General features: G+C 70.6%; 15 protein-coding genes. 9 read left to right on the plus strand and 6 right to left on the minus strand.

Features of this window, described 5'->3' with window-relative positions; genetic code table 11:
• The first annotated feature begins 64 nt into the window (after positions 1-64).
• From ACQPXM_RS30675 to ACQPXM_RS30685, 3 genes are all read left to right on the plus strand, one after another.
• Positions 65-853: an ABC transporter ATP-binding protein gene (locus ACQPXM_RS30675; RefSeq protein ID WP_432940006.1), complete on the plus strand. Its 789-nt coding sequence runs from the start codon at positions 65-67 to the stop codon at positions 851-853.
• The gene (locus tag ACQPXM_RS30680) at positions 850-3,360 is read left to right on the plus strand and encodes an FtsX-like permease family protein (protein WP_432940009.1); all 2,511 of its coding nucleotides are present in this window, start codon (positions 850-852) and stop codon (positions 3,358-3,360) included. Before ACQPXM_RS30675 ends, ACQPXM_RS30680 begins: the two co-directional genes overlap by 4 nt.
• A 77-nt stretch (positions 3,361-3,437) precedes the next feature.
• On the plus strand, positions 3,438-3,956 hold the full coding sequence (locus ACQPXM_RS30685) for a VOC family protein (RefSeq protein WP_432940011.1): 519 nt from the start codon (positions 3,438-3,440) through the stop codon (positions 3,954-3,956).
• Between the two features lie 96 nt (positions 3,957-4,052).
• Here the strand turns inward: ACQPXM_RS30685 and ACQPXM_RS30690 are convergent, their stop codons facing one another.
• Both ACQPXM_RS30690 and ACQPXM_RS30695 read right to left on the minus strand, forming a co-directional pair.
• Entirely contained in the window at positions 4,053-4,667 is a 615-nt protein-coding gene (locus ACQPXM_RS30690; protein ID WP_432940015.1) for an NADPH-dependent FMN reductase, read from the minus strand.
• 58 nt (positions 4,668-4,725) lie between these two features.
• A complete protein-coding gene (locus ACQPXM_RS30695; RefSeq protein ID WP_432940017.1) occupies positions 4,726-5,403 on the minus strand; it encodes a DedA family protein in 678 nt (225 codons plus the stop codon).
• A 132-nt stretch (positions 5,404-5,535) separates the two neighbouring features.
• Here ACQPXM_RS30695 and ACQPXM_RS30700 point away from each other — a divergent pair, with 132 nt between their 5' ends.
• A complete protein-coding gene (locus ACQPXM_RS30700) occupies positions 5,536-6,765 on the plus strand; it encodes a sensor histidine kinase (protein ID WP_432940019.1) in 1,230 nt (409 codons plus the stop codon).
• Positions 6,756-7,415: a response regulator gene (locus ACQPXM_RS30705; RefSeq protein WP_432940021.1), complete on the plus strand. Its 660-nt coding sequence runs from the start codon at positions 6,756-6,758 to the stop codon at positions 7,413-7,415. The genes ACQPXM_RS30700 and ACQPXM_RS30705 overlap by 10 nt, the downstream gene beginning before the upstream one ends.
• Here ACQPXM_RS30705 and ACQPXM_RS30710 read toward each other — a convergent pair.
• Positions 7,412-8,185 carry an SDR family NAD(P)-dependent oxidoreductase gene (locus ACQPXM_RS30710; RefSeq protein WP_432940024.1) on the minus strand — a complete coding sequence of 258 codons (774 nt, stop codon included), beginning with the start codon at positions 8,183-8,185 and terminating at the stop codon, positions 7,412-7,414. The two genes, ACQPXM_RS30705 and ACQPXM_RS30710, sit on opposite strands and share 4 nt — an antisense overlap.
• 50 nt (positions 8,186-8,235) lie before the next feature.
• Between ACQPXM_RS30710 and ACQPXM_RS30715 the strand changes: the two genes are divergently transcribed.
• Positions 8,236-8,817: a TetR/AcrR family transcriptional regulator gene (locus tag ACQPXM_RS30715; protein WP_432940027.1), complete on the plus strand. Its 582-nt coding sequence runs from the start codon at positions 8,236-8,238 to the stop codon at positions 8,815-8,817.
• Between the two features lie 41 nt (positions 8,818-8,858).
• Complete coding sequence (locus ACQPXM_RS30720; RefSeq protein WP_432940029.1) at positions 8,859-9,650, plus strand: phosphotransferase family protein; 792 nt, start codon at positions 8,859-8,861, stop codon at positions 9,648-9,650.
• Positions 9,651-9,674: 24 nt separating this feature from the next.
• On the opposite strand, the gene ACQPXM_RS30725 is transcribed toward ACQPXM_RS30720, so the two are convergent.
• Positions 9,675-10,274: a maleylpyruvate isomerase family mycothiol-dependent enzyme gene (locus tag ACQPXM_RS30725; RefSeq protein ID WP_432940031.1), complete on the minus strand. Its 600-nt coding sequence runs from the start codon at positions 10,272-10,274 to the stop codon at positions 9,675-9,677.
• A 79-nt stretch (positions 10,275-10,353) separates the two neighbouring features.
• Between ACQPXM_RS30725 and ACQPXM_RS30730 the strand changes: the two genes are divergently transcribed.
• Both ACQPXM_RS30730 and ACQPXM_RS30735 read left to right on the plus strand, forming a co-directional pair.
• Positions 10,354-10,788 carry a MarR family winged helix-turn-helix transcriptional regulator gene (locus ACQPXM_RS30730; protein WP_432940034.1) on the plus strand — a complete coding sequence of 145 codons (435 nt, stop codon included), beginning with the start codon at positions 10,354-10,356 and terminating at the stop codon, positions 10,786-10,788.
• Between the two features lie 708 nt (positions 10,789-11,496).
• Positions 11,497-11,802 carry an ArsR/SmtB family transcription factor gene (locus ACQPXM_RS30735; protein ID WP_432940037.1) on the plus strand — a complete coding sequence of 102 codons (306 nt, stop codon included), beginning with the start codon at positions 11,497-11,499 and terminating at the stop codon, positions 11,800-11,802.
• A gap of 326 nt (positions 11,803-12,128) precedes the next feature.
• Here the strand turns inward: ACQPXM_RS30735 and ACQPXM_RS30740 are convergent, their stop codons facing one another.
• Both ACQPXM_RS30740 and ACQPXM_RS30745 read right to left on the minus strand, forming a co-directional pair.
• Entirely contained in the window at positions 12,129-12,482 is a 354-nt protein-coding gene (locus ACQPXM_RS30740) for a VOC family protein (RefSeq protein WP_432940040.1), read from the minus strand.
• A gap of 3 nt (positions 12,483-12,485) precedes the next feature.
• Positions 12,486-13,304 (minus strand): MerR family transcriptional regulator, encoded by an 819-nt coding sequence (locus ACQPXM_RS30745; protein WP_432940043.1) that lies wholly within the window; start codon positions 13,302-13,304, stop codon positions 12,486-12,488.
• Positions 13,305-13,578 lie beyond the last annotated feature (274 nt).

The following is a 13,578-nucleotide window of genomic DNA, read 5'->3' on the forward strand; positions in this document are numbered from 1 at the left end:
CACCACCCACACCGGCTGCCCAACTCCCTGGGGCGGGCGGCAGGATCTTCGTAGCGTTCTCAGCATGAAGCGCAAGCAGGAAGCCATCCAGAGAAGCTCGAACTCCGTCGTGCTGAACGACGTCCGCCGGGTGTACGGCAAGGGCGGCGGTGCCGTGGTCGCGCTCGACGGGATCAGCATCAGCTTCGCCCGCGGAACCTTCACCGCGGTGATGGGACCGTCCGGGTCCGGCAAGAGCACGTTCCTGCATTGCGCCGCCGGGCTCGACCGGCCGACGTCCGGATCGGTGTTCATCGACGACCAGCCGCTGGCCGGACTCAAGGAGCGGCAGCTGACCGAGCTGCGCCGCGAGCGGATCGGGTTCGTCTTCCAGTCCTTCAACCTGCTGCCGGCGCTCACCGTCTGGCAGAACGTCACGCTGCCGCAGGAGCTCGACGGGCGCCGCGCCAACCGCGCCGCGGTGGCCGAGGTGCTCGAGCGGGTGGGGCTCGGCGACCGGCACAAGCACCGTCCGGGTGAACTGTCCGGCGGTCAGCAGCAGCGCGTCGCCATCGCCCGTGCGCTGGTCGCCCGGCCCGCGGTGATCTTCGCCGACGAGCCGACCGGTGCGCTGGACACGCAAACCGCTGCCGACGTGCTCGACCTGCTGCGCGAACCGGTCCGCAGCCAGGGGCAGACGGTGGTCATGGTCACCCACGACCCGGTCGCCGCGTCGTGGGCCGACCAGGTGGTCTTCTTGGCCGACGGCAAGCTGGCCGGCGGCCTGGTCGCCCCCACCGCCGAGCAGGTCGCCGAGCGACTGACCCACCTCGGAGCCCGCGGCCGTACGCCGGATCTGGCGGTCGCGCGATGATGAAGCTCGCGCTTCGCACGCTGCGTTTCCGCAAGGGCGGATTCGTCGCCACCTTCGTCGCCGTTGTGTTCGGCACCGCGATCGTGCTCGCCTGCGGCGGCCTGATGGAGACCGGCATCCGCTCCAACGTCGAGGCCACCCGCCTGGCCGCGGCCGACCTGGTCGTCACCGGCCCCGACTCGCACCTTCGCGCCGGCCGCGACGAAGCCACCCCGCTCACCGAGCAGACCCACGTCCCCGCCGACACCGCCGCGAAGATCCGGGCCGTCGACGGCGTCACCGAGGTCGTCGGCGATCTCACCTTCGCGACCCCGCTCGACCTCGACGGGAACTTCGTTCAGGCCAAGGGTCATGGTTGGAGCTCGGCGCGACTCGCGCCGTACAAGCTGGTGTCCGGCGCTGCGCCGCGAGCTCCGACTGATGTGGTGCTGGACAGCTCCACCGCTCGGTCCGGCAACCTCAGCGTCGGCTCGCGGGTCAGCCTGCTCACCAACGGCGAGCCCAGCACCTACACCGTCCGCGGGATCGCCGACGGTCCGGCCGGCCACACTTTCTTCTCGGCGCCTGAAGCCACCCGACTCGCCGGTACCGACGGCTCGTTCACCGCGCTCGCCGTACTTGTTGCCCCTGGCACCGATCTGGACGCGGTGAAGGACTCCGTGAAGGAGCTCGGCGACCTCACCGTGCACAGCGGCTCGGACCGCGGGCTGGCCGAGCATCCCGACGCGCCGCAGTTCCGGGAGGCCTTGATCGCCGTTGCCGGGTCCTTCGGCGGGATCGCGACGATGACGATGATGTTCGTCGTCGCCTCGACCCTGGCCCTGTCCGCCCAGCACCGTGAACGCGAGTTCGCCCTGCTCCGCAGCATCGGCACCACCCCCGGCCAGGTCCGCCGGATGATCCTCGGCGAATCGCTGCTCGTCTCCATCCCGGCCGTGCTGGCCGGTCTGGTCCCCGGGCTGCTGCTCGGCCGATTGCTCTTCGAGCAGCTCGCCGAGCACGGCGTCGCCTCGCCGTACGTCGAGTATCGCCAGGGCTGGATCCCGTTCGCCGCCGGCGCGGGTGCCGCCGTACTGGCCGCCGTCGGCGCCGCCCTGATCGCCGCCCGCAAGTCGGCCCGGATCAAGCCGGTCGAGGCGCTGACCGAATCCGGCTTGCAGCGCAAGTGGTTCACCTGGACCCGCCTGGTCCTCGGCGTGCTCTTCCTGGGCGGCGCGATCGCCTTGATGATCGTCACCGCCGCCGTGATGACCGGGCCGCTGGCCGCCGCCACCGCGGGCCCGTCGATCCTGTGCTGGGCGATCGGCATCGCGCTGCTCGGCCCGTTCTGGACCAAGCTCACCCTGGCCCTGATCCGCTGGCCCCTGTACGCCGTCAGCAAGGTCAACGGCCGGCTCGCGATCGTCAACGTGTCGGCGCGTTCGGTGGCGATGTCCGCCGCGGTGATGCCGGTGATGCTCGCGGTCGGAATCTCCACCGCCAACCTCTACATGCAGACGACGTCGGTGCACGCGTCCGATGAGGCGTTCACGCGGGACCTCAGGGCTGACGCCGTCCTGGTCTCCGCCGCGGGTGCCGGTCTACCGGCCTCGCTCGTCGACGAGGTCCGCCAGGTCCCCGGCGTGGCCGGCGCGTCGTCGTACGTGACCAGTCTCGGCTCCGTCGACGAACCCCGGAAGGCTCCCTTCTCCGAGGACGGCGCACCCCTGCTCGGAGTCAGTGCCCAAGGCAACGAAGGTCCGGCTCCGGTGCTGGTGACCTCGGGTTCGCTCGAAGGCCTCACCGGTACGACGATCGCCGTGCCGGACCGGATGGTCGAGAAGACCGGCCGGGGCCTCGGCTCGACGGTCAAGCTGACGCTCGGCGACGGCGCACCTGTCGAGCTGCGGGTGGTCGCGACCTTCGCGGCGGAGCGCGGGTACGAGAACCTGGTCCTGCCGGCCGAGCTGCTCGCCCAGCACACGACCGCGCGGCTCGCACCGCAGATCCTGGTGCGCTACGCCTCCGGCGCGAACCCGGGCCCGGCGCTGGCCGAGCTGGCCGGCACGCACCCCGGCGTACAGGTGACGGGGCGGGAGGCGCTGATCGAGGGCAACCGGGCCGACGCGCACACCCAGGCGTGGGTGAACTACCTGCTGGTCGGTCTGCTGATCGGCTACACGGCGGTCTCGGTCGTCAACACGCTGGCCTCGGCGACGATCCGCCGGCGGCGCGAGTTCGCGCTGCAGAGGTTGACCGGCTCGACCCGCGGGCAGGTGCTGCGCATGCTGACGACCGAGAGCACGCTGGTCGCCACCAGCGGAATCCTGCTCGGCACGGCAGTTGCCGCGGCCACGTTGATTCCGTTCAGCGCCAAGGTCGCCGGCTCGGCGGTGCCGCACGGTCCTTGGTACGTCTACCTGGTGATCATCGGCGCGGCCTCGGCGCTCACCTATCTGGCCACTCTCGTTCCGGCTACCGGCGTACTGCGCACGAACCCGGCCGAGACGACGTCCCGGCCGGACTGAGTAGAGGCCAGAACCTGGCCGCTTCCAGGAGGAGAGTCTTGTTTGAAAGGCTCTCCTCCTCCGCGTTAGGACCTACGATGACCGACAACTTCAGGCCCGCCGGCTACACCACCGTCGCTCCCTGGATCGTCACCGACGACACCGGTGCGCTGCTCGACTTCGTCAGCGCGGTGTTCGACGGCGAGGAACTCGCCCGGGTCCCAACCGAGGACGGCCTGATCGGCCACGCGGAGATCCGCGTCGGCGACACCGTCCTGCTGGCCTTCGACCGGCGGCCGGAGTGGCCGCCGATGCCGTCGCTGCTGCGGATCTTCGTCCCGGACGTCGACCAAGCTTTCGCTCGCGCGACCGAGGCCGGCGCCCGGGTGGTCACCGACCTGTCCACCGCCGCCTGGGGCGACCGCGGCGGCCGTCTGCGCGACCCGTGGGGCAACATCTGGTGGGTGCTCACCCACGTCGCGGACGTACCCGCCGAGGAAGTCGGCGCCCGAATGGCCGACCCGCAGTACGCCGAGGCGATGCGGGTAGCGCAGGAAACCTTCGACGCGGAACTGACCGGCCGGGAGACCGGCCGCTCGTCCCGGCCGGTCCTGTAAGTGCGCGCCCGCCGCTTCTGAGCGAGCCGAAGGCGACGCCTTGCTGCCGACGGCCGCGACGATCACCGTCCGGCAGCTGCCGAGCCACACCGCCGGTTACTGCGCCGGGGTCGGTTCCGCGACCGGCTGCAAGGCGATGGTGGTCGCCTGGACGATGCCCGCGTTCTGCCGCAACCACGGCGACAGCACGACCTGGAGATCCTCGAGATCACGCTCCTCGAGGATCACTCCGGGCACCGGCACACTCGCGCCCAGCTCCGCGAGCACCGGCCGCAGATGCTGATCGGCGAGCAGCTTGTGCGAAGGCGCCGCCGACACCGTCACCGGCACGACCACGGCGCCCGCCAGCGCCCCCGGCCGCAGCACATCGAGAAAGCTCTTCAGCAAGCCCGTGTAGCTGCCCTTGTAGACCGGCGTCGCGATCACCACCACCGACGCCGACGACACCAGATCGATCGCACTCTCCAGCGCGGCCCGCTCGCCCCCGACCGCCGCGTCCCCCTGGAAGATCGCCGGCGCAAACGTCACCAGGTCCACCAGCTCGTCCAACCGGTACGGCGTACCGAGCTCGGAGCTGAGCAGCTCGGCGACCGACGCGGCGGCGGCCGCTGTCCGGGACCCGGCGCGCGGGTTACCGACCACCGTGACCACCGACTGCGGCCACACCGGCGGATCGGGAACGACGCGTGGTTCGACGGCAACTGAGGGCATCGGGGACCTCTCCAGCGGTTCGGCAGTGAGGTCTCGAGCGTAGCCAAAGTCGAGCAGCCTAGTTGACTTTCTCAGAGTTCGAACGTTTCGCCTTCACCTTGACAACCACGAACCAGGTCACCGCGGCCACCGCGGCGGCGATCACGACGTACTGGAAGACGCCGACCGACGACTCCACCACGTGCCACTGCTCGCCGAGCAGGTAGCCCGCGATGATCAGCGCAGAGTTCCACACCAGGCTGCCGAGCGCGGTCAGTACGAGGAACAACGGCACCGACATCCGCTCCACCCCGGCCGGCACCGAGATCAAGCTGCGCACCAGCGGCACCATCCGCCCGATCAGCACAGCCTTCGGCCCGTGCTTGGCGAACCACTGCTCGGCCTTGTCGACGTCCTCGACCTTCATCAGCGGCAGCGCGGCGGCCAGCGACCGGGTGCGATCGCGGCCGAGCACGGCACCGACGCCGTACAGCGCGAGGGCGCCGACGACCGAGCCGAGCGTCGTGAACAGGATCGCGCTGACCAGTCCGAGGTCACCGCGGTTGGCGGCGAAACCCGCCAGCGGCAGGATCACCTCACTGGGCAGCGGGGGGAACAGATTCTCCAGCGCGACCGCGAGGCCGGCGCCCGGGGCGCCCAGCTTCTCCATCATGTCGATGGCCCACCCGGCCACCCCACCGGTCGGCTCCTGCGTTGCTTGCAGCGCGGTCATCATCACCTGGCTCGTCGAGTTCATGGCGTCGACGCTAGGTCCGCGAACACCCCTCGCGCCCTGTGGTCGACCGTCGTAATTGCTCGGCTTTTCCACAGTACAGAACTGTGGAAATCCACAGTCCCCGCTGCTCCGGTGCCCACTAGCCTTGGCTGCATGCAGGCCATCGACGCACGTTCCAGCACACTGATCGGGCGCAGCCTGCTCACTTTGGCCGGCGTCACGCTCGGCGCCGTGCTGGTGCTGGTCGAGGTCGGATTCCTGCTGATCGTCGCGCTCGGCCTGATCCCGATGGTCGCCGTGCCGCGCTCCCGCCGGGCGGTGATCGGCTGGACGCATCGTTGCGCCCGGCAACTCGCGGCCCTGGAGCAGCGCCGGCTGGCCCGCTTCCACGCCGTGCACGACCTCGGCCCGTACGGCGACCGCCAGGCGTTCAGCTATCTCGCCCGCCGCTGGCCGGTCGGCTTTCTCGGCGGGCTGGTCCTGCTGCTGCTCGTCTTCGGGGTGGTGGTCGCCGGCTCCATGCTGTCGGCGTGGATCTTCGGCGGCACCTGGGGCTTCATCGAGGAGGACGGCGGCGCGGTCAGCACGGAGACGATCGCCGTCGTCGCGCTGCCCGGCCTGGTCCTGCTCTACCTGAACGTGATGGGCATCGCCGGCGTCAGCCAGCTCGATGTCGCGCTCGCCCGGCGCCATCTGACCCCGTCGGCCGAGGACGTACTGGCCCGCCGGGTCTCCGAGCTGACCCTGAGCCGCGCCGAGGTGGTCCAGGTGGTGAACGACGAGCGCCGCCGAATCGAGCGCGATCTGCACGACGGCGTCCAGCAACGGCTGGTCGCGCTGGGCCTCCTACTCAGCCGGGCCCGCCGTTCCCGCGATCCCGGCCGCGCCGCCGACCTGGTCCGCCAGGCCCACGAGGAGTCCGAGCAGGCCTTGGCCGATCTGCGCGACGTCGCCTGGCGCGTCTATCCCACCGTGCTCGACCAGCTCGGGCTGCGTGACGTCGTCGCCGTGCTGGCCGAGCGCTCGAGCATCCCGGTCACGCTGACCTACGACCTGCCGACCCGTCCACCGGCCGCGGTCGAAACCGCCGTCTACTTCGTCATCTCCGAAGCCCTCACCAACGCCACCAAACACTCGGGCGCGCAGCGGATCCGGATCAGCGTCCAGGCAGCCGTTCCCGCGGCGCCCTTCGGCTTCACCCCGGAGACCGAACCAGCCTCGGTCGTCGTCACCGTGACCGACGACGGGCGCGGCGGTGCTGATCCATCCGGTCGAGGCCTCACCGGCCTGGCGGGCCGGGTCGCCGCCTACGACGGCACGTTCACCATCGACAGCCCGCCCGGCGGGCCCACCACGATCCGAGCGGAGCTGCCATGCGAGTGATGCTCGCCGAAGACGCCACCCTGCTCCGCACGGGCCTCGTCCTGTTGCTCGAGGAGGAAGGCCACGAGGTCCCGGCCGCGGTCGGCGACGGCGACGCGCTGGTCGCCGCCGTGCGCGCCGCCGCCGAAGCCGGTGCCGCGCCGGACGTCGTCGTGGTCGACGTCCGGATGCCGCCGACGCACACCGACGAGGGCCTGCGCGCCGCGCTCACCATCCGCACCGAGTGGCCGACGGTCGGCGTCCTCGTGCTCTCGCAGTACGTCGAGAAGTCGTACGCGACCCAGCTGATCACCTCGGGCCAGGAAGGCTTCGGCTACCTGCTCAAGGACCGGGTGATGCGCGTCGAGGAGTTCCTCGAAGCGCTCGAGCGGGTCGGTGCCGGCGGGGTCGCCTTCGACCCCGACGTCGTGCGCCAGTTGCTCGCCCGCACCACTCACACCGACCCGCTCAGCAAACTCACCCCGCGCGAGCAGGACGTGCTCGCCAAGATGGCCGAAGGCCACAACAATCGCGGCATCGCCGAGAAGCTGTACATCTCCCAGAGTGCCGTCGAAAAGCACGTGTACGCCATCTTCGACAAACTCAGCCTGCCCGACGACCCCGGCTACAACCGCCGCAGCCTCGCCATCGCGACCTACCTCACCAACTAGGCGACGGTGACGGCCGCCGCCTTCGCGCTGGCGTTGGGCCCCAGGTGCATCCCGCCGGTGGCATCGACGACCTGGCCGGTGACCCACCGCGCTTGCTCGGAGGCCAGCCAGGCGATCACCTCTGCCACGTCGTCCGCTTTGCCGAGCCGGCCGAGAGCGGTCAGTCCGGTGATCAGGTCCTCCAGACCGGTGAAGGCGTCAGCGTTCACCTCGGTCAGCGTGGCGCCGGGCGCAACGGCGTTGACGGTGATGCCCCGACCACCAAGCTCCAACGCGAGGGTCCGCGTCATCACCTCGAGCGCGCCCTTCGCCATCGCGAACGAGGTCTGCGTGGGATTGGCCATCCGAGTCGCCACCGACGTCACGTTCACGATCCGCCCGCCCTCCGCCATCAACGGCAACAGCTGCTGAATGAGGAAGTACGGCGCCCGCACATTCACCGCGAACAACCGGTCGAACTGCTCCGGCGTGTCCGTCGCCATCGGCCCCGCCGGCAGCGCCGCCGCGTTGTTCACCAGCACATCGAGCCGCCCACCCACCTCGTGCACGGCCTCGGCCAACCGCCGCACTCCATCGTGATCACCCAGCTCAGCTTGCACGGCCACCGCGGTGCCACCAGCTCGCTCGATCCGAGCCACCGTTTGCTTCGCCTCAGCCTCCCGCCCGTGGTAGTGCACAACAACGTGCACTCCATCGACCGCCAGCCGCTCCGCCACCGCTCGCCCGATTCCTCGCGACGCCCCGGTCACCAGCGCGATCCTCGTGGTCATCTCCACACCCCTCAAGTGGTAGCAACTAACAGTTTGATACTGTCTACCACATGTCCGGTCTCCGTGAACGCCGCAAGACCGAAACCCGGCAGCTACTCCAGCGCCAGGCGATCCGGTTGTTCCAGCGCGACGGCTACGACGCGACCACGATGAACGCGATCGCCGAAGCAGCCGGCGTCTCCGCGATGACCGTCTACCGGCACTTCCCCACCAAGGAAGACCTGGTCATCTGGGACGAGTACACGTCGATCAGCATCCAGGCCCTGCTCAACAGCCCAGCCGACGATCCCCTCGCACGCCGGATCGGCCAAGCAGTGATCGAGACCCTCACCGCGGCCACCACCGACCACCGCGCCCTCCTGCTCGCGCGCCTGCAACTGATGGTCGACGTTCCCGCCCTTCGCGCCCGGCACCTCGACAACCAGTACGCCACGCAGGACGCGATCGTCAGCGCTCTGTGCGGCGACGACCCCGACCCCGACCAGGAGTTCCGGACCCGCGCCATCTCCGGCGCCTGCCTCGGCGCCACCCACATTGCCCTGGTGCACTGGGCACGCTCCGACGGCAAGCAGGATCTCCCGACCCTCATCCGCGAAGCCCTGGCCGCGACCTTCCCGGCCGACTTCGCCTGAACCACTGCGCCCGACGAGCCGGCTTCTCCTAGGCTCGGCGCGTGCAGTACACCGACGAGGTCATCCCCGAGCACGTCCGCGCCCTCGGCCACCAGGACCCCGAACTACTGGCGATCGGCATGCAGGGCGCCGTCTTCCGCCTCCGCGACCACCGGGTCGCAAAGGTCTGGTTCCACTCCCCCCGCGCCGAACTCGAACGACTGCAGTCCCTGTACGCCGACCTGCGGTTGCCTTTCCACACCCCGGAGATTCTCGAGATCCACGAAGGCTCGCGCTGGCTGGTCACCATCGAGGCAGAACTGCCGGGCCGGCCGCTGCACGACGTCGCTCCCGCCTTCGGCACCACCGACTGGCCCGCCGCGCGCGATTGCGTGATCGACGTACTCGCCGAACTCGCGACCGCCGAGGCGTCACCTGCTCTCTTCGCCATGACCGTGCTCGACGAAACCGAGCCGTTCCGCCGCGCCGACCAGTCCTGGACGGACGCGCTCTCCAGCCTGCTGGCGCACCGCGTCGCGACGTACGGGGACCAACTCGACCAGGTGGTCGACAAGTTCGAGACCAAGTTTGATTGCCTGCAGCGACTTCTTCGGGAGATCGCGCCGGCGAACGACCACCGGCTCGTGCACGGCGACGTCACCGCCGGCAACATCCTGGTCGACGAGCAACTCCGGCCGGTCAGCGTGCTCGCCTTCGGCTTGCTGAGCATGGCCGGTGACCCGGGCTTCGATTGCTCGTCTACCGCGCCATCCACGCGCTGCTGGTCGGCAACGCCCACGACGCCGATCCCTTCGGCCGCGACTCCGGCGTACCGCTCACTGCCAACCTGCTGAACGACCCGCAGTACGTCGCCCTGCTCACTTGAGTTGAGCGGTGACGTGCGTGCGGCCGGTCATCAGCTGAACCAGCACCCCGATCGGACCGCGCAATTCCTCACCCTCGCCCACCGACCAGTCGATGTCGGTGGCAACCAATCGTCGGCCGGCCAGGCGCTTGCGGGCCTTGAACGGGAAGGACTTCGCCCAAATCCGCTCAGCCGCGGCCCGAGCGGCTTCGGGCGGCATCGCCCGCGGGATGCCGAGCGGAACGGCGATGTCCTGTCCGTGGATGAGGACATCCAGCAACGGATCGGCCGGCACGGTGCCGAGCGGGTGACGCCGCGAGCCGGCGTACTGGCGGTACTGGGCGACGATCTCCTCAGGGCTGTACCGCGCGCCCGCGCGACGCGCCTCCTCGAAGACGAAACGGTTGAAGTCCCCGCGCGCCCGCGCCATCCCGGTGATCACCGGCAGCATCTTCGCCTGCGGCGAGGAAATGACGTGCGCGGCGACGTCCTGCACCGTCCAGCCCGGGCACATCGATGGCGTGCGCCACTGGTCCGCGGTCAGGCCGGAGAGCAACTCGGCCAGACTCGCTCGCTCGGCGTCGACGTACCGCCAGATCTCCTCGGTGCGCATCGACCCCACCCCCACCTCGTTTAGTAAGCCTCTCTGACCAGATTAGACAGCCTCTCTGACTACCAGTCAAGATGTCGGCATGCCGGACGAACTGAATCTCGGGGTACTGCTGTTCATCCCCTATCGCGCTCTGGAGACCCGCGTCTTCGACGCGCTCGCCGCGGCCGGCTTCGACGATTTCACCCCCGCGCAGGCACGAATCTTCCAGCGGATCGGCCCGAACGGAACCCGGCTGACCGACCTCGCCGAGCAGGCCCAGGTGACGAAGCAGACAGCCGGCTTCCTGGTCGACCAACTCGAACGCGCCGGCTACGTCCACCGCACCCCCGACCCAACCGACGCCCGCGCCCGCCTCGTCCAGATCGCCGCACGAGGCCACCAGACCATCCCGATCGCAGCCGCCGCCGTCGCGGAAGTCGAGGCCGAATGGACCACCCACCTCGGCCCAGCCCGCACGAAGCAACTCCGCGAAGCCCTCACCTCCCTCCGCGAAATCACCGACCCGTACGCCTGACCGAGCGGAGGTGCCCTCGCCCCAGCGGACGCGCAGCACTCACCAAGCCCCTCACCTCCCGCTCTTCCAGGCGCGCTTCCCGTCCGATCGGGCGCTCTACGCGTAGTTGCTGAGTGCTGCACGTCCGCCAACCGGCACCACCGACCTGCACCACCGACCAACCTCATCAGCAGCCCTCTCGACCGAGGCTCCCCGCGTGAGTGAGCGCTGCGCGGAACCGGTTGGTGGGTGGTGGAGGTCGACCGGCCAGCGAGCCCAGCGGACGCGCAGCACTCACCAAGCCGCTCATCTCCCGCTCTTCCAGGCGCGCGTCCCGTCCGATCGGGCGCTCTACGCGTAGTTGCTGAGTGCTGCACGTCCGCCAACCGGCACCACGACCAACCCCACCGGAAGCCCCCTCGCCCAAGGCGTCCCCGCGCGAGTAGACGCTGCGCGGACAGGTTGGTGGGTGGTGGAGGTCGACCGGTCGGCGAGCGCGGTGGCCGCGGGCGCGGTGGCCGCGGGCGCCGGCGCGCGGTGCGTGGGGTGCTGGGGGTGCGCGGGGTGCTGGGGGTGCGCGGGGGTGCGGGGTATGCGGGGTCGGCCCGGAGTGCGCGCGGGGCCGGCGCGGCCGGGCCCGAGGCCGGGGCGGAGTCGACGCCGGGCGCGGGCGGGCGCCGGGGCTCAGGCGGGCGCGGGCGGGCGTCGGGCACGGGTTATATTCCTCATATGGCAACTACGTTCGAGGTGCTCGCGGAGCCGCGGCGGCGGGAGATCCTCGACCTGTTGCGGGACGGTGAGCGGCCGGTCGGCGAGTTGGTGGACGCGCTCGAACTCAGTCAGCCGGCGGTGTCGAAGCACCTCAAGGTACTGCGGGACGCGGGGTTGGTGGAGGTCCGGCAGGACGCGCAGCGACGGTGGTACCGGCTCCGGCCGGCGCCGCTGGCCGAGATCGACGCCTGGCTGGAGCCATATCGCGACCTGTGGCGCGGCCGGCTGGACGCTCTCGAGGCGCATCTCGACCGGATGGACTGAGCCGGTCGACCCCTCCCCGATCCGGAAGCCCAGCGCGGGCCCAATCCGGCAGCCGGGGCGACCTGATCCTGGAGCCGGGGCGGGCGATCCGGTAGCAGAGGCGGCCCCGACCCGGAGGCGGAGGCGGGCCCGATCCGGAAGCGGAGCGAGCCCGATCCAGGAGCGGAGGCGGGCCCGATCCAGGAGCGGAGGCGGGCCCGGCCCGGGAGCGGAGGCGGGCCCGGCCCGGGAGCGGGGGCGGGCCCGATTCGGGCCCGGTCAAGGACCGGCCGCAGGCCCACTCCGGGAGCCGGGGGGCTGGCCCGATCCGGCAACGGGGCGCGGGATCAGTGCGCCTCGGCGAGGTCGAAGACGTTGCCTTCGGGGTCGGTCAGCGTGATCCAGTGCACGCCGTACTCGGAGAACTCGCCCTGCCGTTTGGCGCCGAGTGCGACCAGGCGGTCGACCTCGGCGGCCCAGTCGGAGCTGGACAGGTCGAGGTGGAACCTGTTCTTGATCTCCGACGGCTGCTCGGGGACCTTCAGGAACATCATCGCCGGACCGCCGCCGGCCTTGTTGACGGTCGCGGCGTACTGGTTGCCTCCGGCATCGACTTCGGTCTCCAGCACCTGGGCCCAGAAGGTGGCCAGGGCCAGGGCGTCGGCGCAGTCGACGGCGATCTGCTCGAGGGTGACGGACATCGTTCAGCCTTTCGTGGGGATCTGCTGGATCGGCCAGCAGATCTCGGTCTGGAGGGTGTTCGGATCGGTGGTGTCGGCCGGGCCGACGACGTACAGCTCGCGGACCGGCCCGGGAGCGGTCTCGCAGAACTCGGCGACGTGGCTGCCGAGGGCGCCGTAGGTGCGGTCGAGGTCCTCGAACGGCCCGTGGTGCAGCGCGACGGCGAAGAAGCCGGCCGGGAAGTCGAGCAGCTCGACGGTGTCGTCGGCCGGCTGGCCGAGGTCGACGGGCAGGAAGGCGGTTACCTCGCCGGCGTCGTCGGCGAAGAACTCGTCGCTGTACGTCGCGCCGGCCACGGCGGTGATGCCGTAGCGGCCGGCCAGGCCGCCGAGGAGGGCGAAGGCGGTCTCGCACCAGGCGTTGATGTCGTCGCGACCGACGCGGTCGCGCACGGCGTACGCGCGGAAGGCGGGGACGAAGCGGTACTCGACGGGGAGTTCAGTGGGCGCGAGGGTGAGCATCGAGCGCAGTGACGCGACGACCTGCTGGGTGTGGACCAGCTCGCGTTCCATCTGGTCGAGATGGAGGCGCAGGGCCTGGTCGCGCGACGAGAGGTCGGGGGCTTCGATGACCTCGCGGACCTGCGCCAATGGCATCCGGAGCTCGCGCAGCCGGCGGATCAGCTGGGCGGTCGGTACCTGGGTGATCTCGTACCGGCGGTAGCCCGAGCTGGGGTCGATGAGCGCGGGCGCGAGCAGGTCGATGTCGTGGTAGTGATGCAGCGTCTTCACGCTCAGATGAGTGAGCCGGGAGAACTCGCCGATGGTCACCGAAGCCGTCATGGTCAGAACTCTGCACCCTCCGGCAACCGGAGAGTCAAACCACACGCCCCCGCCCGGCTTCGCCGGGCGGGGGCGTGAAGGAAGGAAGGCGGGAGCGGACGAGGGGCGGCCGAACGGGAGCGGGAAGCGGGAGCGCGGGGCGGAGCGCGGGAGCGGGAAGCGGGAGCGCGGGGCGGAGCGCGGGAGCGGGAAGCGGGAGCGCGGGGCGGAGCGCGGGAGCGGGAAGCGGGAGCGCGGGGCGGAGCGCGGGAGCGGGAAGCGGGAGCGCGGGGCG

The organism is Kribbella sp. CA-253562 (genome assembly GCF_050942265.1).
Lineage (GTDB): Bacteria > Actinomycetota > Actinomycetes > Propionibacteriales > Kribbellaceae > Kribbella.